Genomic DNA, 20,668 nt, shown 5'->3' on the forward strand with positions numbered 1-20,668 from the left:
TAATGAGAAGTTAATTCAATTGGAAGACGCTGTATAGAACGCTGCGGGATTCAACTAGGGCGTGCGGACCACACAGTGTTGTTGGAACAACCGGGTTTTGACCTGAACCAACTCTCAGACAGCTTGAAACACCCAATTTTTACTGTGTCGTCGCGTGGAGAAAGAACCGTGAGACAGGCAGCGCTGGAAATTCGCCTGCAAAAACAGAAGGGACATAATCGCTGTCAGTTCAGCATTTTTGCAACAGTGTGGCTCCAGTTGCTACACTGACCACCATTTGGAAACCTTCTGGCACAAGTTGAACAGGGCGATATCGCTTGTGGACGATTCTTTGCACGGGCTCCATCGGGTCCAAAAGGATCGCTTGCGAGGGCGAGCACGCGTGACAAAACCGGATGCCGCGCCAGGGCAGGAACAACATCCGGCTGCGCCCGGAAAAACAGCAATCAGATTCGAAAGCCATTTCAAAGGGGCATTACAATCACGGGTGGACCGACGGGTTTTCCCCGCTACTTGTTCGATCAAGATTGTCAACCGGGGCATGTGGCCCCGGTGCGGTCCTGGTTGAAATCACCCTGCAGTGCGGCCTTCGGTGTCTGACATATCGAAGTTCAGATATTTTGCGACGGTCTGAACATCCTTGTCACCGCGTCCGCACATATTCATGCAGATCAGGTGGTCCTTGGGCAACTCGGGCGCGATCTTCATGACATGCGCCAGGGCGTGGCTGGGTTCCAGAGCTGGAATTATTCCCTCGGTGGCACAGCACAGCTGGAATGCCTCAAGCGCTTCCGTGTCGGTAATCGAGACGTAAGTCGCGCGACCGACCTCATGCAACCAGGAATGCTCGGGGCCGATACCCGGATAGTCCAGACCGGCCGAGATCGAATAGCCTTCCAGAATCTGCCCGTCATCATCCTGCAACAGATAGGTTCGGTTGCCATGCAGCACGCCCGGGCGACCGCCTGTCAGCGAGGCACAATGCTCCATCTTTTCGTTCACACCTTTACCGCCAGCCTCAACACCGATGATGTTGACGGCCTTGTCATCAAGGAAAGGATAGAACAGGCCCATCGCATTCGAGCCGCCACCGATAGCCGCAATGATCGTATCGGGAAGACGGCCTTCGGCCTTCATCATCTGCTCTTTGGCTTCCTTGCCAATGATCGACTGGAAATCACGCACCATCGCCGGGTATGGGTGCGGACCGGCCACTGTTCCGATGCAGTAGAACGTATCGCGCACATTGGTCACCCAGTCGCGCAGCGCGTCATTCATCGCGTCCTTCAGCGTACCACGACCCGAAGTGACCGGGATCACCTCGGCCCCCAGCAAGCGCATACGAAACACGTTCGGGGCCTGACGTTGCACGTCATGGGCACCCATATAAACGATGCATTTCAGACCAAATTTCGCACAGACCGTGGCTGTCGCGACACCGTGCTGCCCTGCCCCGGTCTCGGCAATGATCCGGGTCTTGCCCATGCGTCGCGCCAGAATGATCTGGCCCAGCACGTTGTTGATCTTGTGTGCGCCGGTGTGGTTCAGCTCATCACGTTTCAGATAGATCTTCGCCCCGCCCAGATGCTCGGTCAGGCGTTCCGCGTAATACAGGGGCGAGGGACGGCCCACATAGTTGGCCCACAGATCATCCATCTCGGCCCAGAAGGTCGGATCATCCTTGGCTTTGTTGTATTCCTCTTCCAGCGACAGGATCAGCGGCATCAGCGTTTCGCTGACAAAACGCCCGCCGAATATGCCAAAGCGCCCTTGCTCGTCAGGGCCGGACATGAAGGAATTGAAAAGATCGTTGGCCATGGGTGTCTCCCTCGTCGTACCTGACTGTCATAGGTGGTCGTCGCGGGATTTGCCATGGCAAAACGCACCATATTGCCCCCTTGCAGAGGCAAACAAAATCAGCGCGTCGCGTCGATAAATGCCTGTATCAGTCCAGCGTCCTTTACGCCCGGCGCGCTTTCAACACCTGACGCCACATCGACTTGCCGCGCACCAGTCATGCGGATCGCCTCAGCGACATTGTCCGGGTTGAGACCACCGGACAACATCCACGGCCTGCGCCAGTATTTGCGACCTGCCAGCAGCCGCCAGTCAAAAGGAAGACCGTTGCCGCCGGGAAGTTCCGAATTCTTCGGCGGCTTTGCATCGATCAGAAGCTGGTCTGCAACTTCGGAATACAGATCAATCGCTGCCAAGTCCTCGGCCTCCGCCACACCGATCGCCTTGATGACGGGCAGGCCATAGCGCTGCTTGACCTCTGCCACACGCTCGGGGCACTCTCCGCCGTGAAGCTGCAACATATCCAGCGGAACCCCAGCGACAATCTCATCAAGCTGCGCGTCCGAGAAATTCACGGCCAGAGCGACCTTGGCAACGCCGACTGGTACTTCGGCGGCCAAGGCCGCGGCTTGCGGTATTGGTGCGTAACGGGGCGATTTGGGAAAAAAGTTGAACCCGACATAGCGTGCGCCGGCTTCAACCGCAGCACGCACATGTTCTGATGCGGTCAAACCGCAGATTTTAACGGATACATCGGTAGACATAAGCCTCAGCTGGCCTCGTCGAGTAGGGCCAGAACATCATCCTTACCCTCGTTCTGCTTTTTCTTGAGCTTCTTGACTTCGCGTTCAAGCTTGCGGACCTCGCCTTTTTTCACGGTCGCATCGCGGCGGTGTTTATGTTCCCGCAGCCATTCCCACATGAAACCGATGATCAAACCGGCGACAACGCCACCGAGAACGACCAGAAAAAGCGGTAAAGAGGTACTGACGTTAAAGCCCAGAAGCTCGGCCAGAGCATCGGGCATCAGTTTCAGTTCAACAGACTGAACATTCGCCAAGGACACGGAAATCAGAACGATCCCGAGAGTCCCAAGAAAAGCATATCGAAGGTAACGCATCATGAGGTCAGGCTTTACCGTTCAAACGATCCCTGAGCAACTTGCCAGTTTTGAAAAATGGTACACATTTTTCCTCGACCTGAACGGTTTCACCGGTACGGGGGTTGCGCCCTACGCGGGCATCCCGCTTTTTCACCGAAAACGCGCCAAAGCCACGCAGTTCGACCCGGTCGCCGCGCGCCATGGCATCGGTGACTTCTTCGAACACGGTGTTCACAATCCGCTCGACATCACGCTGATAGAGATGCGGGTTTTCGTCAGCGATTTTCTGAATCAGTTCTGAACGGATCATTCGAGATACCCTCCCAGGCAGCCGGTGTGACAGGTCTACTGTTTTGACAGTATAGGAAAAAACCCAGAACGGGGGAACGGATACTCTGCGTGTTGAGGCCTTATTTTGCCATATTCTCACGCGAAATTTTGCCCGACGGGCCGATTTACACACTTCAAGCGCGAACATTATCGAGTTTTAGCAGTGTGTTTGGAACATGTTGATTCGCAACAAAAACGGCCCCGCACTTCCATGCGAGGCCGTAAATCATACTTGGGATGCGCCCCGGGCTTAGTCGCCCGACTTCAGCGCTGCACCCAGAATGTCGCCCAGCGACGCGCCCGAGTCGGAAGAACCGTACTGTTCCACGGCTTCTTTCTCTTCTGCGATCTCGCGTGCCTTGATCGACAGGCCCAGACGGCGGGTCTTGCTGTCAACGTTGGTTACGCGGACATCAACCTTGTCACCGACCGAAAAACGCTCGGGGCGCTGTTCGGAACGGTCACGCGACAGATCGGAACGGCGGATGAACGACTTCATGCCTTCGTACTCGACCTCGATGCCGCCATCTTCGATTGCGGTCACTTCGACAGTGATGACCGAGCCACGCTTCACGCCGCCAACGGCTTCTGCGAACTTGTCACCACCCAGAGCTTTGATCGACAGCGAGATACGTTCTTTTTCGACATCCACTTCCGAGACAACGGCCGAAACCATGTCGCCTTTGCGGTAGTTCTGGATTGCATCCTCGCCACGTTCGTCCCAGGACAGGTCCGACAGGTGAACCATGCCGTCGATGTCGCCCTCGAGGCCAATGAACAAACCAAATTCGGTGATGTTCTTGACTTCGCCTTCGACCTCGGTGCCCTCGGGGTGTGTTTCTGCAAACACTTCCCATGGGTTGCGCTGAGTCTGTTTCAGGCCTAGAGACACGCGGCGCTTGGCGCCGTCGATTTCCAGAACCATGACGTCGACTTCCTGGCTGGTCGAGACGATCTTGCCGGGGTGGACGTTTTTCTTGGTCCAGGACATCTCGGACACGTGCACCAGACCTTCGACACCGGCTTCCAGTTCGACGAATGCGCCGTAGTCGGTGATGTTGGTGACGCGACCCTGATGGACCGAGCCCAGCGGGTACTTGGCGGCAACCAGATCCCACGGATCTTCCTGAAGCTGCTTCATGCCCAGGCTGATGCGGTGAGTGTCTTTGTTGATCTTGATGACCTGAACCTTGATGGTTTCGCCGATCGTCAGGATCTCAGACGGGTGGTTTACACGGCGCCATGCCATGTCAGTGACGTGCAGCAGGCCATCAACGCCGCCCAGGTCAACAAATGCACCATATTCGGTGATGTTCTTGACCACGCCCTCGACGTTCTGACCTTCGGTCAGGTTGCCGATGACTTCGGCGCGCTGTTCGGCACGCGATTCTTCCAGGATTGCGCGACGCGACACAACGATGTTGCCACGGCGGCGGTCCATTTTCAGAATCTGGAACGGCTGCTTCAGACCCATCAGCGGGCCTGCGTCGCGTACGGGGCGTACGTCAACCTGCGAACCAGGCAGGAATGCAACTGCGCCACCCAGATCGACGGTGAAGCCACCTTTGACGCGGCCAAAGATTGCACCATCGACACGCTGGTCGTCGGCATATGCTTTTTCCAGACGATCCCATGCCTCTTCGCGGCGGGCCATCTCGCGCGAGATGACGGCTTCGCCACGGGCGTTTTCTGCGGCACGCAGGTAAACTTCGACCTCGTCGCCGACAGCGATTTCAGGGGCTTCGCCGGGATTTGCGAATTCTTTCAGATCAACGCGGCCTTCCATTTTATAGCCGACGTCGATGATGGCTTGACCGGCTTCAATCGCCAGGATCTTGCCTTTGACAACAGAACCCTCTTCGGGCGTGTCCATTTCGAAGCTTTCGTTCAGGAGGGCTTCGAATTCCTCCATGGATGTGTTAGCCATGTGGCGTTCATTTCCTTTACAGTACGTTTTTGCTGGCCGAGCGGTTGTCTCCGCCGGTCTTGTTTCATGACGTCTTCAGGCGTGATCCGGTGCGCCCCGAGCAAACAAACACAAAGGGCCGAGTTAACCCGGCCCTGCTCAGAAACGTCATCCGGACGTTGACCGCCCTTGTATCGACAGCGCGCGTATAGGCTGAATCTTGAACCGGTGCAAGTGCAAAGCCTATGGTGCGCGGCAGCGCGCGCAGGAACTCCTGCCTAGCGCTGATCCCCAATGCAAGATGGCAACCTGAATGATAGCAGGTTCTGACTGAAAAAGTCTGCATGGTCCGCGGCAGGTTCTTGCCCGAAGGAATCTTGGTACCGGGAACCGAACCACGCGGCTAAGCCTCAGCATGCAACGCAAAGGTGATATGTCTCAACTTTTCGCGCGTCACGCGGCGCCCGGCTTCCTGCGTCACAGGATGGATGGTGGAGAATTGGAGAGTGAACGCCAACCATTCGACTGTTTGTACGATCTGCAAGATTTGGTGACGTATCTGAGATTAAACGTTCCGTATCCTTTCCCTAGTTTAGCTTTATCGGTCGACAAAGAGGTCGACCCGAAACCAGAACCAAAAGGAAAATATTATGAAATCTCTCATCTTTGCCGCCATGGCGACTGCAATTGCCCTGTCCACCCCGGCCTTTGCCGCTGACGAAATCAACGTGTCCAACGGCATTTCAGCCGCTGGTGCGCCACTGGCCGCACATGGCGTTGATCTGGTTGCATTGGTCAATGATGGCAACCCGGTCGAAGGCTTCGCCACTCACTCGTCAACTTATGACGGAGCCTCCTATTATTTCACGTCCGCCGCGAACCGTGAAGCGTTCGAGGCAAACCCTGCTGCATACCTGCCGCAGCATGGTGGCTTCTGTTCATTCGGCGTATCGGTCGGCAAGAAGTTTGACGGTGACCCGGATCAATACCTTGTCGCAGACGGAAAACTGTTTCTGTTCCTGAACGCGGAAACCCGGGCAGCCTTTTTGAAGGACGTTGTCGCCACCGCAAAGACGGCGGATGACCAATGGGCGAATATCAAAACCGTCGCCGTGGGCGAGCTGTAAGACCTGCCCCGTTTGCCTGCGGCGTTAACGCGTCGCGGGCAGTTTTGCGTTGATCACCTCAAGGGCTTTGGCCAACGCCGCCTCGATACTCAAATCGGTGGTGTCCAACCGCACGGCATCCTCAGCGGGTTTCATCGGAGCGGTGCTGCGCTCAGCATCTCGCGCATCCCGTTCTCTGACATCTGCCAGAACCTGTTCACGGGTTACGTCAGCGCCTTTTGCACTTAGCTCCAGGAAGCGTCGCTCGGCGCGCACTTCAGCACTGGCTGTTACAAACAGCTTCACTTCGGCATTCGGACAAATCACCGTGCCGATATCACGACCGTCCAGAACGGCCCCACCTGCCCTGCGGGAAAAAGCGCGCTGAAAATTGACCAAGGCTGCACGAACTTCCGGAAGAACCGCCACTTTGGAAGCTGCCTGCGCAATCTCGGCGGTGCGCAGGTCGCCTTGTTCAAGTTCTTCCGCTGTCAGGGCCTGTGCGGCCTCAAGCGCGTCAACCCCTTCCAGGGTCCGCCTTCCGACAGCGCGATACAGCAAGCCCGTGTCCAGATGGGCAAAGCCGAAATGCGCCGCCACAGCCTTGGATATCGTGCCCTTGCCCGCAGCCGCTGGTCCGTCAATGGCAACCGTGAAACTCACGTGCGCTGTACCTTTGCGCCCAGCGACGCCATCAGTGGTTCAAAGATCGGGAACGACGTTGCAATCGGGCCACCATCATCCACGCTTACGGGATTCTGCGCCCCCATACCCATCACCATGAACGACATGGCAATGCGGTGATCCAGAAAGCTTTCGCAGGTGCCGCCGCCCGGAACGTTGCCGATGCCCAGCCCTTCAACCGACCACCAGTCGTCGCCTTCAGCGACTGTCACCCCGTTGGCGCGCAGGCCACGGGCCATGGCGTCAATCCGGTCGCTTTCCTTCACGCGCAGCTCTTTCACGCCGCCCATCATCGTTGTGCCTGTGGCATTTGCAGCCACCACAGACAGAACCGGGTATTCATCAATCATTGAGGCGGCACGCTCGGAAGGAACGTCGATGCCTTTCATGTTGGGCGAGTACTTGGCGCGCAAATCGGCAACCGGCTCGCCCCCTTCTTCGCGTTCGTTTTCATAGGTCAGATCAGCGCCCATCTCGCGCAAGGTTGTAAAAAGGCCCGCGCGTGTGGGGTTCAAACCGATCCCCGGCACCAAAACATCCGATCCAGGTGTGATCAATGCCGCGCAAACCGGAAAAGCCGCGCTGGACGGATCGCGCGGTACAGCGATGACCTGTGGCTTCAGCTCCGGGCGACCGGTCAGAGTGATAACACGGCCCTCGTCGGTATCCTCGACCGTGATTTCGGCACCAAATCCAGCCAGCATCCGTTCGGAATGGTCACGCGTAGCCTCTTTCTCGATCACAACGGTCTTTCCGGGGGCATTCAGACCCGCCAAAAGTACGGCGGATTTCACCTGCGCCGACGGCACAGGAACTTCGTATCGCACAGGGGTCGGGTCCGCAGCGCCGACGATGGTCATCGGCAAGCGCCCGCCGGATCGCCCAACCGATTGTGCCCCAAACAAGGCCAGAGGGTCAGTCACCCGCGCCATGGGGCGTTTGTTCAGACTGGCATCACCGGTAAAGGTCGCCGTGATCGGAGAGGTCGCCATCGCCCCCATGATCAGCCGCACACCGGTTCCCGAGTTGCCACAGTCGATCACCTGACCCGGTTCGGCGAAGCCACCGACACCCACGCCGTGCACTGTCCATTCCCCGTTTCCGTGCTCTGTGACCTCAGCGCCGAAGGCACGCATCGCCTTTGCGGTATCCAGTACGTCTTCGCCTTCCAGCAAACCCGAAATCCTGGTTTCACCCACGGCCATCGCACCAAGGATCAGCGACCGGTGCGAAATCGACTTGTCGCCGGGCACCTCGGCCGTGCCGGTCAGCGGGCCGCAGGGATGCGAGGTCATCGGGATGGGCGTGCCGTGTCCGGACATGAGGGCTCCTTTTGCGCTATCAGTGCTCAAGCCGATTAGCGAATTGACGCCCGTTGGTCCAGCGGCAATCAGCCTTTGCGTCGGAAGGTTAGGTAGTGAGGTGTCCGACCCTCGCGCAGCGCCTTCTGTTCGTATCGCGTGGAGATCCAGTCGCCCCACGGCTCGCGCCAGTCAGAAGGGCGTTCGGCCAGCCATTCAAACCCGGCGCGCGGAACCTCTTCCAAGGTCTGACGCACATAATCGGGAATGTCAGTTGCAACCCGGAAGATCGCCCCGGGTTTCAGCACTTTCGCCAGCGGTTCAAGATGTTCCTGGGTTACAAATCGACGGCGATGATGCCGCGTTTTGGGCCATGGGTCGGGATAGAGAAGGAACGCGCGCGAAATGCTGGCCTCTGGCAGCACGTCGAACAGATCGCGCACATCGCCGGGGTGCACGGCAAGGTTTTCAACACCTGCCTGACGGATTCTGCCCAGCAGCATGGCAACACCGTTGATGTATGGCTCGGCCCCGATGATGCCAATGTCAGGATTGTTTTGCGCCTGGTGCACCAGATGCTCACCACCTCCGAAGCCAATTTCCAACCAGACCGGCTTGCCGCCGAACAGATCGTTCAGGTCCAGTGGCTTGCGTTCGGGATTCGAGGCCCAGTCCACGGCGCCGGGCGACAAGGCGGCCAGATCTTCGTTCAGATAGGTCTTTTGACTGGGCTTCAGGGTCTTGCCCTTGAAGCGGCCATAAAAGTTTCTGCGCGGGCGTTGTGGGATCTCGGTGCTCATGGCGGTGGCCATACTGCGCAGTGGAGTACGTTGCAAGGGCCGTGCACCGCCCCAAAAAAAGCGCGCCCCTGAAGGCGCGCTTTGGATTTTTCAGATCAAACTGCGGATTTCAGCGCGTCGACCAGATCAGTGCGTTCCCAGCTAAAACCGCCATCCGCATCCGGTTCGCGGCCAAAGTGACCGTAAGCCGCTGTACGCTGGTAAATCGGCTTGTTCAGCTGAAGGTGCTGACGAATGCCGCGGGGTGTCAGATCCATGACCTCACCAACTGCTTTTTCGATCGCCGCATCTGCAACCTGACCCGTGCCATGCGTGTCTGCATAGATCGAAAGCGGCTTCGATACGCCAATGGCATAGCTCAACTGAATGGTGCAGCGCTCGGCCATACCGGCGGCTACAACGTTTTTCGCCAGATAGCGCGCGGCATAGGCCGCCGAACGGTCAACCTTGGTCGGGTCTTTGCCCGAGAATGCGCCGCCACCATGCGGGGCTGCGCCACCATAGGTATCCACGATGATCTTACGACCGGTCAGACCAGCGTCGCCATCCGGCCCGCCAATAACGAATTTTCCGGTCGGGTTGACGTGCCATTCGGTATCAGCCGACAACCAGCCTTCGGGCAGAGTTTCACGGATATAAGGTTCAACGATGGCGCGGATGTCATCCGACGTCAGCGCCTCGTCCAGATGCTGCGTCGACAGAACGATCGAACTGACGCCGACCGGTTTGCCGTTTTGATAAACGACCGACAATTGAGATTTCGCATCCGGCCCCAGTGCAGGCTCGGTGCCGTTCTTGCGCACTTCGGCCAGACGCCGCAGGATTGCGTGCGAATACTGGATCGGTGCCGGCATAAGCGCAGGCGTCTCGGTTGTCGCGAAGCCGAACATGATGCCCTGGTCGCCAGCGCCTTCGTCCTTGTTGTCCGCGGCATCCACGCCCTGCGCGATATGGGCGGATTGTTCGTGCAGAAGGTTTGTCACCTCGACGGTTTCGTGGTGGAATTTGTCCTGCTCATATCCGATATCTTTCACGCACTCGCGCGCGATCTCTTCGATGCGGCCCATGTAGTCGTGCAGTTTGTCCTTGTCCGACAGACCAACTTCGCCACCGATAACGATGCGGTTGGTCGTGGCAAAGGTTTCGCAGGCCACGCGCGCCTCAGGCTCTTCATTCAGAAATGCATCAAGGACAGCATCTGAGATACGGTCACAGACCTTATCCGGATGCCCTTCAGAAACGGATTCCGAAGTAAAAGTATAGTTCTGTCGGGACATAAATGTGCTCCATTAAGGTTTCTCCGCCACGCCAGGAAGCCGTTGTGACAGACCACAGACGCATACGCTTGCCCAAAGTTGGGGTCAATCTCTAATTGCCCGGTTGCCGCGGGTACCAAACAGCGCCATCGCCAGAATAAACAGTAAGACAACAACGATCGGACTGTCCCCGATACGTGCATAAGCCGTGCGACGGTGTGGTTGCGGCAGCACGGCGTCCACATATCCAGCCTCACCCAGAGCCAACGACGCAGTCAAACGACCCAATGGGTCAATCATGGCCGATACACCGGTATTGGCCGAACGGATCATCGGCAAGCCCTGCTCAATTGCCCTCATCCGGGCTTGTACCAGGTGTTGAAACGGTCCCGACCGTGTTCCAAACCAGGCGTCATTTGTGATTTGCAGCAAGAAATCAGCCCGACCCGGCGCACCGTTCACATCTTGCGGGAAGACGGCTTCGTAGCAAATCAGTGGCAACGCCTTTCCCTGCTTGCCGAGGTCCAACACGGCAGGGCCCGGCCCCGCGCTGAACCCGTGCCCGGTTGTAGTTGCCAGACCACTGATCCCGAAACGCCCCATCAGATCACCCAAGGGGACATATTCGCCGAATGGCGCCAGATGGTGTTTGTCATACACCCCTGCCAGACGCCCGGTTTCATCCAGATAGATCAGCGAGTTGAAAATCCTCGGACCTTCTGCGCGCTGAATCCCCAGTATCACCGGCGCACCCTGCGCGGCATCCGCAATAGTCGACAGAAACGGTTGTGCGCTGCCCAACCATGCGGGAACTGCGGTCTCGGGCCAAACAATCAGGTCAGGTCTAGGAGAGGCTGCAGTATACTCAACCTGACGCGCAAAAAACAAAGGCGCATATGCCGGATCCCATTTTTGATGCTGAGGGGCATTCGGCTGGATCACGCGAACCAGATGCGAACCACCCTGAACGACGGGTCGCGTCGACCCGTAGGCAATCGCCATCGCTGCCATAACGCCGGTAAAACTCAGAGTCCGCACCAAACCGTCCAAGGGTTTGTCCTGCACCAATGCCGCGCCAATTAGGAATGTTGCGGCAAAGGTCAGCACATTCAACCCATACGGCCCGACCAGAGACAGCATCTGCGCCACTGGCGTGTCCACCCAGATTTGCGCGACCCCAGCCCATGGAAAGCCGGTCAACACATATCCCCGCGCCACTTCGGCCAGGGACAAAACTGCAACCAGTAATATGCCTTGACGAACTGGCGTGGCACCAATTCTGCGCGACAGGCCGAATGCAGAGGCCCAGAACAAGGCCAGCCCGCCCGCCATGAACACCAAGGCAAACGGGGCCATCCAGGCGTGGCGTTCAGAATCCACCTGAAACGGCTCAATGATCCAGCCGAGGGCATGGGCAAAATAGCCGGTCGCGAAGGCCCAGCCGACCCATGCCGCCCGGCCTCGGGTTTCGCTGGCAAGGAAGATCGGGACAATCAGGACAAGAACCAAAACGGTTGCGCCCCAATACAGATGAGGTGCCTGACCAAACGCGCCTACCCCGCCAAGGGCGGCACCGGCCAACAATCTCAACGATAATGGCCAGCCCCGTACTGGGGTCATGCAGCAACGTCCGGCAGCATGACGCGCAGCCGTTTGATACGGCGTGGATCGGCTTCGATCACTTCGAATTCCGGACCCTCTGGATGAATGACAACTTCACCCCGCGCCGGAACGCGGCCGGAGAGCATAAACACAAGCCCGCCCAGAGTATCGATTTCCTCTTCGTCGACGTCTTCATGACTGGTCAGAGACCGGCCAATCTCGGCCTCGAAATCTTCGAGCGGCACACGCGCCTGCACCACATAACATCCGGGCTTTTCCTGCACCCAAAGCTGGTCTTCATCCGCATCGTGCTCGTCAGCGATTTCGCCGACGACCTGCTCGATCAGGTCTTCGATCGTGAGCAGTCCATCAACGCCGCCATATTCATCAATCACCAATGCCATGTGACGCCGCTCGGTTTGCATCTTGGTCAACAAGACGCCGATTGGCATGGATGGCGGCACGAACAATAGCGTCCGCAGCATCGAGGTCAGATCAAACTCTTTGCCGCCACCGTTGAAACCGTGGGTCAGGGCAAAATCCTTGAGATGAACAAAACCAAGCGGTGTATCCAAGGTTCCCTCATAGACAGGAATCCTTGACATACCACTGCTCCGGAAAACATCCGCCAGTTCATCTTTTGTGATCGTTGAAGGTACCGAGACGATTTCAGCGGTAGGGATGGCAACATCCTCAACGCGCATCCGGCGCAGGTTAATCATCCCGCGTGGCTGCGCCACAGCCGCGTTTTGTCCGTTCACCGTCTGGTCCGGTTGAGTATCATCGCTCGAAAACACTTCGAGGATTCGAGAAAACAGACCGGTTTTCTCTTCCGTTTCAGTACTGCTGTCCTGAGGTTGCGCGCTTTGCGCCGCCCTAGAACTGCCTTCTATATCGCCCATTACCTTGTTCCAACTGATCGGGTCTTGAACCCACATTATACCTTATATGGGTCATCAATACCCAATTTGCCAAGTATCTTGACCTCAATCCCTTCCATCAAGGTGGCATCGGGGTCACGAATGTGATCATAACCCAGCAAATGCAACGTTCCGTGAACAAGCAAATGGGTCACGTGATCATTCATTGCCTTGTTGGCCTCGGCCGTCTCGCGGGCGCAGGTGTCATAGGAAATCGCAATATCGCCCAGAACAATCTCGCCAGTAAAATCCGGCTCTGGCAGGCGTGGTGATTGCCCTGGCTCATCCGGAGCTAGGTCTTCCGCAGGCCAGCTCAGCACATTGGTGGGCGTCGGTTTACCGCGAAATTCTGCGTTCAGTTCTGAAATCCGCGCATCGTTGCATCCCAATATACTGACTTCGCACAGCTCCGGGGCCAAACCGCAATGGGTCAGAACGGCGTTAATCGCCTTTTGTGACAAGACCTCAAGATCTTGCCACCTTTCGTCCTCGAAAATGAGATCCAGGGTCATCTTACCGCGCAACAGCCTCGTTAGCGGGCTATGTGTTCAGGTGGTTTCACGGCCCGCATCGGCCTCATACGCCTCGATGATCGCAGCGACAAGCGGGTGACGCACCACGTCTTTCGAGGTGAAGTAGTTGAAGCTGATATTCGGGATTGTTTTCAACAACCTCTCAGCATCCGCCAAGCCCGATTGAACGCCACGCGGCAAATCGACCTGTGACCGGTCGCCAGTTATGACCATGCGGCTTCCTTCGCCCAGACGGGTCAGGAACATCTTCATCTGCATCGTGGTGGCGTTTTGCGCTTCATCCAGAACCACAAATGCGTTGGCCAGCGTACGACCGCGCATAAAGGCCAGCGGAGCGATTTCGATTCGTTTTTCTTCGATCAGCTTGGCCAACTGTTTTCCGGGCAGAAAATCGTTCAGCGCGTCATAAAGCGGCTGCATGTAAGGGTCGACCTTGTCCTTCATGTCACCCGGCAGATAGCCCAGTTTTTCGCCCGCCTCGACCGCCGGACGGCTCAGGATGATTCGGTCCACATGCCCGCCGATGAACATCGAAACCCCGACCGCCACCGCCAGATAGGTCTTACCCGTCCCCGCCGGACCAATTCCAAAGGCCAGCTCATTCTTGAACAGTGACTGGACATAGGCTTTCTGGGCGTCGGTGCGCGGTTCAACCAACTTCTTGCGGGTTTTGATCTCGACCGAACCGCCCTTGAACATCTCAAGCTGATCGCCATCGCGGCTACCGGTTCCCTGTTCCGAAACACCCATCCGCAACTCGCGATCGACGTCTGCGGCCTCAACCTCGCGCCCACCTTCAAGCCGAGTGTAAAGCGATTGAAGCACCTCAACCGCCTGTTTCTGAGCATCTTCATCGCCCATCACAACAAGCTGATTGCCGCGGCGTACAATCTGGACCGAAAGCTTGGTTTCGATCTCAGCCAGATTGCGGTCATATTCACCGCACAGGTCAATCAGCAATCGGTTGTCGGGAAATTCTACGAACGCCTCGTGTTGGGGCATTTCATCTTGCGGTGGGGTCAGGGCACCGATGGCCAATCCGCTCTCCTGTCTTGGCTGTTCACCCTGAGCGTAGACAACAAATCTTGGTAGGCGCAAGCCACAGTTTAAAAAATAAATGCTGAGATGTCATAACAGCCGATTTAACGGTGATTGGTTGCCGATTGGATGAACATCAGAAGGTGTAATTCAGCCCGAATCTTAATCCGCTGTATTTTGGTGTGGACTTTGTGGAGAAGCCAGAACTGAACTGGATGTCTTTTGATTGGAACTGGACATATTCATATTCGCCCGTAATCGACCAATTGTCGGACAACTTATGCTCGGCCCCTATGCTTGCCGAATAGCCGTTCCGCCGATCTGACACGGGGAAATTCTGAACCGAGGTGGCCGATGCAAAACTGTTGGTTGTTTCCACATCGCCCCACAGATATCCGACGCTAAAAAAATACAGAATTCGTCCGCTGCGGTTCGTCAGACCATTGCGAAATCGGACTGCCAGAACATCCGATATCTTTGTTCCGCCCTGCACATTGACGCTGCCGATCCGCCTGCTGACAGTGTCGTCAAGAGATCCGAATTCATACCCGATTTCGAAGCCGTAGACATAGTCGCGCCCTTCCCTTGCAGGTAGAATGCCACGCCAGCCGCCCCGGACCCCCCCGTATGCTCCCGACAAATCCTGATCACCGATATCAAACTGTCCGCCGGGTGTTGTCAGGCCAAATCGATCGTCCCCACCAGCGCCATAACCACCAGTAAGCCCCAGATAAAAAGCACTGACATCGCTGCTGAATCTTTTCGGGCTGACCACTTCCGGATCGCTTATCTCACCTTTCAAATCACCGGCAATGGATGCGCTGGCAATCAGTGTAACAGCGGCAGTTAGTGTCAGCGTTTTCAACCTGCTCAGGCTCGTAAAGCTATTGAAAGTCGTCACTCGTACCTCCCTCATCCCGTTTTCCGGGACCGGCATATTGCCGATTTGCAGGCGCAAATCCTTGCGCCCCGAAAACCATGGCTCCTCTCGGAGCATAGTTCCAAGCAATAAATCAAGGGTAAATTTTGGAAACAAACACCAACTATGGTGTCCGGGAGGTGTATACACCGATCTACAGCAACTCACCGGCCAGAGAATTCGCCCCCGACGCAGTGATCCGGACCTCTCTCAAGTCACCCGTGGCGATCTCTGGTCCTTTTACGTGCACCGAATGCAGGTATTCGGACTTTCCAACCATCTGTTCGGGCAGGCGACCCGGTTTTTCAAAAAGAACGCGGACTGTGCGTCCAACCATACCGTCCTGAATTTCCCGCTGATGACGCGTGATCAAGGCCTGAAGCCGCTGCAACCGTTCATCTGACACTGCCGGATCAACCTGGGCTCGTTCAGCCGCTGGGGTTCCCGGACGTGTGGAGTATTTGAAGGAATAGGCGTAGCCGTATTTGACCTCTTCGACCAAATCCATCGTGGCCTGAAAATCATCTTCGGTTTCTTCGGGGAAACCAACGATGAAGTCTCCCGACATCACGATATCAGGCCGCGCCGCGCGAATGCGTTCGACCAGCCGCAGATAGCTTTCCGCCGTATGGCTGCGGTTCATCCGCTTGAGGATACGGTCCGAACCCGACTGAACCGGCAAGTGTAGATAGGGCATCAGCTTGTCACAGGTGCCATGCGCCTCGATCAGGTCGTCGGCCATGTCGTTCGGGTGCGAGGTCGTAAAGCGGATGCGTTCCAGCCCGTCGACCTTGTTCAATTCCCAGATCAAGCCGGCAAGTGTCATGTCACCATTTGCCCCGGCACCGTGATAGGCGTTGACGTTTTGGCCCAGCAACGTGATCTCGCGCACCCCGCGCTCGACCAGATCATTGGCTTCGCGGATGATGCGATCCGCTGGACGGCTGACTTCAGCACCGCGCGTATAAGGAACCACGCAGAAGGCGCAGAATTTATCACAGCCCTCCTGAACAGTCAGAAACGCCGTCGGGCCGCGCTTGGCCTTGGGGCGGTTTTTCAGTTTTTCGAACTTGTCCTCTTCGGGGAAATCCGTGTCCAGCGCCTTTTCGCCCGCTCGGGTCTTTGCCTCCATCTCGGGCAGGCGGTGATAGCTTTGCGGACCGACCACCAGATCAACCAGCGGCTGGCGGCGCATGATCTCTTCGCCTTCAGCCTGAGCGACACAGCCCGCCACGCCGATTTTCAAATCAGGCTTCTCGGCCTTCAGACCCTTGAAGCGCCCCAGTTCGGAATACACTTTCTCTGCCGCTTTCTCGCGGATGTGGCAGGTGTTCAGCAGGATCATATCCGCATCTTCGGGGGTCTGGGTTTCAACATAACCCTGCCCGCCCAGCGCCTCGGACATGCGTTCGCTGTCATAGACATTCATCTGACAGCCATAGGTCTTGATAAACAGCTTCTTCGGTTCGGACATGAGACGGGCCTTTGCATTCGCTGGACCGGCGTCGTCTATCTGCTTCGAACGCCGCTTGCAATGCGGGCGCAATTACCCGAATTTGGCGGAACTTTCCAGCAAGACAAAACCGAAAACAGCCGATGCAATACGATTCCCTCGACCATTTCCTGAAAGCCGGGCAGCCCGCAATGGCGCAAGGCCCCGTTGCGATGGTCTTTGCCGAGGACGAGGTCGAGTTGGAAAGCACTCTGCATCACCATCTGAAGCTAGGGTTCAAATCCGTTATCACCTTCATGCCTCAGGAGTTCCGACTAGAGCCCGCGTTGACCGACCGAGTGCATCGGGTCACCTTGAAATGCGTTCCCCGAACGGTGGTTTTCGATACCCTGAACAGAATAATTCAGGCCGCACCCGGCATCTGGATGTATTACTGCTATAACGCCGAATACCTGTTCTTTCCGTTTTGCGAAACGCGCAGCATTGGCGAAATGCTGGCCTTTCACAGCGAAGAACGCCGCAATGCGATGCTGAGCTACGTCATCGACCTTTATGCCGAGGACCTGACCGCTTTTCCCAACGGTGTCGCCCCCGAACAGGCTTTGTTCGACAAAACGGGTTACTATGCCCAATCACGCCACGACCCTGATGGCCAACCACTGGACCGTCAGGTGGACCTGTCAGGTGGCTTGCGCTGGCGGTTCGAGGATCACATTCCCTATGAACGCCGTCGCATCGACCGCATCGCCCTGTTCAAGGCGCAAAAGGGCCTGATCCTGAAATCCGACCACACGTTCAATGAGCCGGAATACAATACCTATTCCTGCCCATGGCATCACAACGTGACCGCGGCTATCTGTTCCTTCCGCGCCGCGAAGGCGCTCAAAACAAATGCCGGGTCGACTTTTGACATTCCAAGTTTTAGCTGGCGCAACTCCGTGCCTTTTGAATGGCACTCGCGGCAGCTGCTGGATCTGGGCCTGATCGAATCAGGCCAATGGTTCTGAAGCGCCTCAGCGCTGAAACAGGACCGGAAACCAGTCTTCTCGCAGACGCTGCCCCGGCGTCATGTCATGGCCGGGAAACGGTGGAGAGGTTCTGCCTGGACGCTCTACATACCTTGCGTCATCGCCGACCAGCCGCAGAGAAAAGGCGCGGCGACGGCTGTCCGAGTGGTTTCCTCGCGCACCGTGAAGGGTGCGATAATTGAAGGCAACAGCGTCACCGGGGTCCATTTCGAATTCGACGACCTTCATGCCCTCGGCATCCGGGTCCGGCACAGGGATGTACTGGCCTTCATCCGGGAAAAAACCTTCCTCAGAAACCCAGCGGGTTGGCAGCACCTCTTTCTCCCACCGGTGAGAGCCCGCGACACAGCGCAACGTCGCCTGCCTGACCGGATCCAGCGGAGACCAGAAGCTGATGGTTTGCTGACCCTCAACGAAGTAATATGGGCCATCCTGATGCCAGGGCGTGGCCATGGATGTCCCGGGCTCTTTTACCAATACGTGGTCGTGAAACACCTGAACACTTTTCGACTGCATCAGGTCCGCTGCGACCTCGGCCGCGGGCGAGTTTTCGATCACCTCGCGGAACTGCGGGATGCGGGTCCAGTTGCAATAATCGTCAAAGAACAGACCCGTTTGACCCTCTTTCTTGTTTTCTGATGCATACAGGCCAGGCTCTGCCATATTCGCGGCAATGCCGTCGCGCAGTTGATCCACATAATCTGCAAACAGCCCTTTGATCAGAACGACGCCATCATCCTGATACGTTGTGATCATCTCTTGAGTTACAAGCGGGTGAGGCATCCGGGTCTCCATTCGTTTTCCAATCTTTTGCGTTGAAGGAGTGTTCTGTTCAAATCATATCTTTCGAAGTTATAATTAACTTTATGTTATACATTTCACTGCGTCAGTACGAATATGTTTGCGCGGTCGGGCGCCACGGCAGCCTGTCCGCAGCCGCACAATACCTGAATGTATCGCAACCGGCCCTGTCCACAGCCCTGACGCGTGTCGAAGCACATTTGGGACACCCGCTGTTTATCCGCCGCCGAGGCTCGGCCATGGCGCTGACGCCTCAGGGGAGAAAATTCATCGATCAGGCCGAGACCCTTCTGAAAGACGCAGCCCAAATCGAGTCATCAGAAACACCGTCGCCGGGCACGACACGTCTAAGACTGGGGTGTTTTACGGACCTCGCCCCCTTCCTGCTGGCACCCGCCCTGCACCATTTGCGCGATGCTTTTCCAAACATCGCTATCACTTACTTTGCTGCGTCCTTTGAAGGGCTGCTGAACAGATTGATTGATGGCCAGATCGATATTGCCATCACTTACGAGCTGACAATGGATGCGGGGTTCACACGAGCAAAACTGTTCGACAGTCGGCCAAAGGCCCTTATGCCCCCGGATCATCTATTGGCGACAGCAGGCACGGTCTCACTGGCTGACTTGGCTGCTCACCCGTTGATCCTGTCAACAGAAGGCTGGTCGGCACAACACATCCTCAGTCTCTTCCGGCGCAACGGTCTGCACCCGACTGTCGCGCATAGGGCGGCGTCGATTGAGATCCAGCGCAGTCTTGCCGCCCATGGCGAAGGGATCGGGATCAGCTATACCAGCCCGCTCAGCCCGGTCAGTTATGACAATAAACGTCTTGTCAGTGTTCCGATCAGCAATCAGGACGCAACTGAATCCGTTGTTCTTGCGCGCCACGGAACAGGGCCCGCTGACGCAACCATTGATCAGGTTGAACGTTTGTTATTGGCGAGTTTGAAAGGTGGTCTTGGCGCTACTTTTTGCGCAGGCGAATGACAACGTCAACCGAGGCAATCTCGACCCCTTCGGGCGCTTCGGGCAGGCGCTGGATCACCAATTGGTCCGATGGCGCATCACTCAGGCGTGCCTCGTCTTCCCAATAAAAATGAGGGTGATCATGCGTGTTCGTGTCGAAATAGCTTTTTGACCCGTCCACAGTGATTTCCTGCAGAACGCCGGCGTCGCAAAACGCACGCAGGGTATTGTAAACCGTCGCCAGTGATACAGCGTCACCATTCGCCTTGGCAGATTCAAACAGGCTCTCGGCGGTAACGTGACGATGGCGGCCATCGCCCACCAATAGCTCGGCCAACGCCACACGCTGACGTGTCGGACGCAGGCCAGCGTTCACCAGCCAACCCGTAGCTATATCGCCGCTCTGCGGTGTCATTGATCCAATACCCATAGTGACTTCCATTATATATAGGAGCGCATGGTTGGCAATTTCAAATGAAATTCATTCGCAAAGAACGCGGTATACACAACATGATGTGGCCGCTGCTCTTGCAGGACCTTGCAAACGGGTGCTAGACGAGGCCAGATATTACGAACGGACCCACGGCAGGAGAGGCGGCAAGAATGGCCCAGTTCCCGAGCAGTTTTGACAAAGACGATCTGCTGAAATGCGCCCGCGGCGAATTATTTGGCCCCGGCAATGCACAATTGCCCGCCCCGCCAATGCTGATGATGCACCGGATCACCGACATCTCGGATGATGGTGGCCTGCACGGCAAAGGCCATGTGCTGGCCGAGTTCGATATCACCCCTGACCTTTGGTTCTTTGACTGCCATTTTCCAGGCAACCCGATTATGCCGGGTTGCCTGGGCCTTGACGGTCTATGGCAGCTGACCGGTTTCAACCTGGGTTGGCGTGGATGGCAAGGGCGCGGCATGGCCGTTGGCGTGGGCGAAGTGAAACTGACCGGTATGGTTCGTCCCGACCGCAAGATGCTAACGTATAAAATCGATTTCAAAAAAGCGATTCAGACACGTCGCCTGACCATGGGTGTGGCAGATGGAATCGTCGAAGCCGATGGCGAGATGATCTATGATGTCAAAGATATGAAGGTCGTTCTGTCCGAGGCCTGAGCCTGACCGAC

Annotated in this window: 21 protein-coding genes and 1 riboswitch; of the genes, 4 read left to right on the plus strand and 17 right to left on the minus strand. The window is 56.7% G+C overall.

What is annotated here, in order from left to right; genetic code table 11:
• Window positions 1–570: 570 nt before the first annotated feature.
• The 5 genes from trpB to rpsA form a co-directional block, all read right to left on the minus strand.
• On the minus strand, window positions 571–1,818 hold the full coding sequence (gene trpB / locus ACR0BF_RS01090; protein ID WP_480624105.1) for a tryptophan synthase subunit beta: 1,248 nt from the start codon (window positions 1,816–1,818) through the stop codon (window positions 571–573).
• A 98-nt stretch (window positions 1,819–1,916) separates the two neighbouring features.
• Window positions 1,917–2,561: a phosphoribosylanthranilate isomerase gene (locus ACR0BF_RS01095; protein WP_480473783.1), complete on the minus strand. Its 645-nt coding sequence runs from the start codon at window positions 2,559–2,561 to the stop codon at window positions 1,917–1,919.
• A gap of 5 nt (window positions 2,562–2,566) precedes the next feature.
• Window positions 2,567–2,917 (minus strand): LapA family protein, encoded by a 351-nt coding sequence (locus ACR0BF_RS01100; RefSeq protein WP_267365457.1) that lies wholly within the window; start codon window positions 2,915–2,917, stop codon window positions 2,567–2,569.
• A 7-nt stretch (window positions 2,918–2,924) separates the two neighbouring features.
• Window positions 2,925–3,209 (minus strand): integration host factor subunit beta, encoded by a 285-nt coding sequence (gene ihfB, locus ACR0BF_RS01105; RefSeq protein ID WP_050603110.1) that lies wholly within the window; start codon window positions 3,207–3,209, stop codon window positions 2,925–2,927.
• A gap of 270 nt (window positions 3,210–3,479) precedes the next feature.
• A complete protein-coding gene (rpsA, locus tag ACR0BF_RS01110) occupies window positions 3,480–5,156 on the minus strand; it encodes a 30S ribosomal protein S1 (RefSeq protein WP_480473784.1) in 1,677 nt (558 codons plus the stop codon).
• Between the two features lie 629 nt (window positions 5,157–5,785).
• On the opposite strand from rpsA, the gene ACR0BF_RS01115 reads away from it, so the two are divergent.
• On the plus strand, window positions 5,786–6,262 hold the full coding sequence (locus ACR0BF_RS01115) for a YHS domain-containing (seleno)protein (protein WP_480473785.1): 477 nt from the start codon (window positions 5,786–5,788) through the stop codon (window positions 6,260–6,262).
• Between the two features lie 24 nt (window positions 6,263–6,286).
• On the opposite strand, the gene cmk is transcribed toward ACR0BF_RS01115, so the two are convergent.
• The 10 genes from cmk to miaB form a co-directional block, all read right to left on the minus strand.
• Complete coding sequence (cmk, locus tag ACR0BF_RS01120) at window positions 6,287–6,904, minus strand: (d)CMP kinase (protein WP_480488256.1); 618 nt, start codon at window positions 6,902–6,904, stop codon at window positions 6,287–6,289.
• A complete protein-coding gene (gene aroA / locus ACR0BF_RS01125; RefSeq protein WP_480488258.1) occupies window positions 6,901–8,247 on the minus strand; it encodes a 3-phosphoshikimate 1-carboxyvinyltransferase in 1,347 nt (448 codons plus the stop codon). The genes cmk and aroA overlap by 4 nt, the downstream gene beginning before the upstream one ends.
• A gap of 68 nt (window positions 8,248–8,315) precedes the next feature.
• The gene (gene trmB / locus ACR0BF_RS01130) at window positions 8,316–9,026 is read right to left on the minus strand and encodes a tRNA (guanosine(46)-N7)-methyltransferase TrmB (RefSeq protein ID WP_480605075.1); all 711 of its coding nucleotides are present in this window, start codon (window positions 9,024–9,026) and stop codon (window positions 8,316–8,318) included.
• 95 nt (window positions 9,027–9,121) lie between these two features.
• A complete protein-coding gene (gene metK / locus ACR0BF_RS01135; RefSeq protein WP_480605077.1) occupies window positions 9,122–10,303 on the minus strand; it encodes a methionine adenosyltransferase in 1,182 nt (393 codons plus the stop codon).
• 5 nt (window positions 10,304–10,308) lie between these two features.
• A riboswitch (SAM-SAH riboswitch) is annotated at window positions 10,309–10,357 on the minus strand.
• Window positions 10,358–10,387: 30 nt separating this feature from the next.
• The gene (gene lnt, locus ACR0BF_RS01140; protein ID WP_480624106.1) at window positions 10,388–11,902 is read right to left on the minus strand and encodes an apolipoprotein N-acyltransferase; all 1,515 of its coding nucleotides are present in this window, start codon (window positions 11,900–11,902) and stop codon (window positions 10,388–10,390) included.
• Entirely contained in the window at window positions 11,899–12,786 is an 888-nt protein-coding gene (locus ACR0BF_RS01145; RefSeq protein ID WP_480476819.1) for a hemolysin family protein, read from the minus strand. The genes lnt and ACR0BF_RS01145 overlap by 4 nt, the downstream gene beginning before the upstream one ends.
• A gap of 35 nt (window positions 12,787–12,821) precedes the next feature.
• Complete coding sequence (gene ybeY, locus ACR0BF_RS01150; protein WP_480624107.1) at window positions 12,822–13,316, minus strand: rRNA maturation RNase YbeY; 495 nt, start codon at window positions 13,314–13,316, stop codon at window positions 12,822–12,824.
• 36 nt (window positions 13,317–13,352) lie between these two features.
• Complete coding sequence (locus ACR0BF_RS01155; RefSeq protein ID WP_480494855.1) at window positions 13,353–14,375, minus strand: PhoH family protein; 1,023 nt, start codon at window positions 14,373–14,375, stop codon at window positions 13,353–13,355.
• A gap of 136 nt (window positions 14,376–14,511) precedes the next feature.
• On the minus strand, window positions 14,512–15,411 hold the full coding sequence (locus ACR0BF_RS01160; protein ID WP_480624108.1) for an outer membrane protein: 900 nt from the start codon (window positions 15,409–15,411) through the stop codon (window positions 14,512–14,514).
• A 37-nt stretch (window positions 15,412–15,448) separates the two neighbouring features.
• Window positions 15,449–16,768 carry a tRNA (N6-isopentenyl adenosine(37)-C2)-methylthiotransferase MiaB gene (gene miaB, locus ACR0BF_RS01165; RefSeq protein ID WP_480518731.1) on the minus strand — a complete coding sequence of 440 codons (1,320 nt, stop codon included), beginning with the start codon at window positions 16,766–16,768 and terminating at the stop codon, window positions 15,449–15,451.
• A gap of 122 nt (window positions 16,769–16,890) precedes the next feature.
• Here miaB and ACR0BF_RS01170 point away from each other — a divergent pair, with 122 nt between their 5' ends.
• The gene (locus ACR0BF_RS01170; RefSeq protein WP_480624109.1) at window positions 16,891–17,754 is read left to right on the plus strand and encodes a hypothetical protein; all 864 of its coding nucleotides are present in this window, start codon (window positions 16,891–16,893) and stop codon (window positions 17,752–17,754) included.
• Window positions 17,755–17,760: 6 nt separating this feature from the next.
• Here the strand turns inward: ACR0BF_RS01170 and ACR0BF_RS01175 are convergent, their stop codons facing one another.
• Window positions 17,761–18,558: a phytanoyl-CoA dioxygenase family protein gene (locus ACR0BF_RS01175; RefSeq protein WP_480605083.1), complete on the minus strand. Its 798-nt coding sequence runs from the start codon at window positions 18,556–18,558 to the stop codon at window positions 17,761–17,763.
• An 83-nt stretch (window positions 18,559–18,641) separates the two neighbouring features.
• On the opposite strand from ACR0BF_RS01175, the gene ACR0BF_RS01180 reads away from it, so the two are divergent.
• Complete coding sequence (locus ACR0BF_RS01180) at window positions 18,642–19,565, plus strand: LysR family transcriptional regulator (RefSeq protein ID WP_480605085.1); 924 nt, start codon at window positions 18,642–18,644, stop codon at window positions 19,563–19,565.
• Here the strand turns inward: ACR0BF_RS01180 and irrA are convergent.
• Complete coding sequence (gene irrA / locus ACR0BF_RS01185; protein ID WP_267366106.1) at window positions 19,543–19,959, minus strand: iron response transcriptional regulator IrrA; 417 nt, start codon at window positions 19,957–19,959, stop codon at window positions 19,543–19,545. The genes ACR0BF_RS01180 and irrA overlap by 23 nt on opposite strands.
• A 188-nt stretch (window positions 19,960–20,147) precedes the next feature.
• Here irrA and fabA point away from each other — a divergent pair, with 188 nt between their 5' ends.
• A complete protein-coding gene (fabA, locus tag ACR0BF_RS01190; RefSeq protein WP_480605087.1) occupies window positions 20,148–20,657 on the plus strand; it encodes a bifunctional 3-hydroxydecanoyl-ACP dehydratase/trans-2-decenoyl-ACP isomerase in 510 nt (169 codons plus the stop codon).
• Window positions 20,658–20,668 lie beyond the last annotated feature (11 nt).

The organism is Ruegeria sp. AG7 (assembly GCF_056541545.1).

Excerpts from the sequence above, each read along its gene's own strand:
- trpB (WP_480624105.1), bottom strand. The coding sequence starts at position 1,818 with ATGGCCAACGATCTTTTCAATTCCTTCATGTCCGGCCCTGACGAGCAA.
- ACR0BF_RS01095 (WP_480473783.1), bottom strand. The coding sequence starts at position 2,561 with ATGTCTACCGATGTATCCGTTAAAATCTGCGGTTTGACCGCATCAGAA.
- ACR0BF_RS01100 (WP_267365457.1), bottom strand. The coding sequence starts at position 2,917 with ATGCGTTACCTTCGATATGCTTTTCTTGGGACTCTCGGGATCGTTCTG.
- ihfB (WP_050603110.1), bottom strand. The coding sequence starts at position 3,209 with ATGATCCGTTCAGAACTGATTCAGAAAATCGCTGACGAAAACCCGCAT.
- rpsA (WP_480473784.1), bottom strand. The coding sequence starts at position 5,156 with ATGGCTAACACATCCATGGAGGAATTCGAAGCCCTCCTGAACGAAAGC.
- ACR0BF_RS01115 (WP_480473785.1), top strand. The coding sequence starts at position 5,786 with ATGAAATCTCTCATCTTTGCCGCCATGGCGACTGCAATTGCCCTGTCC.
- aroA (WP_480488258.1), bottom strand. The coding sequence starts at position 8,247 with ATGTCCGGACACGGCACGCCCATCCCGATGACCTCGCATCCCTGCGGC.
- trmB (WP_480605075.1), bottom strand. The coding sequence starts at position 9,026 with ATGAGCACCGAGATCCCACAACGCCCGCGCAGAAACTTTTATGGCCGC.
- metK (WP_480605077.1), bottom strand. The coding sequence starts at position 10,303 with ATGTCCCGACAGAACTATACTTTTACTTCGGAATCCGTTTCTGAAGGG.
- lnt (WP_480624106.1), bottom strand. The coding sequence starts at position 11,902 with ATGACCCCAGTACGGGGCTGGCCATTATCGTTGAGATTGTTGGCCGGT.
- ACR0BF_RS01145 (WP_480476819.1), bottom strand. The coding sequence starts at position 12,786 with ATGGGCGATATAGAAGGCAGTTCTAGGGCGGCGCAAAGCGCGCAACCT.
- ybeY (WP_480624107.1), bottom strand. The coding sequence starts at position 13,316 with ATGACCCTGGATCTCATTTTCGAGGACGAAAGGTGGCAAGATCTTGAG.
- miaB (WP_480518731.1), bottom strand. The coding sequence starts at position 16,768 with ATGTCCGAACCGAAGAAGCTGTTTATCAAGACCTATGGCTGTCAGATG.
- ACR0BF_RS01170 (WP_480624109.1), top strand. The coding sequence starts at position 16,891 with ATGCAATACGATTCCCTCGACCATTTCCTGAAAGCCGGGCAGCCCGCA.
- ACR0BF_RS01175 (WP_480605083.1), bottom strand. The coding sequence starts at position 18,558 with ATGCCTCACCCGCTTGTAACTCAAGAGATGATCACAACGTATCAGGAT.
- ACR0BF_RS01180 (WP_480605085.1), top strand. The coding sequence starts at position 18,642 with ATGTTATACATTTCACTGCGTCAGTACGAATATGTTTGCGCGGTCGGG.
- irrA (WP_267366106.1), bottom strand. The coding sequence starts at position 19,959 with ATGACACCGCAGAGCGGCGATATAGCTACGGGTTGGCTGGTGAACGCT.
- fabA (WP_480605087.1), top strand. The coding sequence starts at position 20,148 with ATGGCCCAGTTCCCGAGCAGTTTTGACAAAGACGATCTGCTGAAATGC.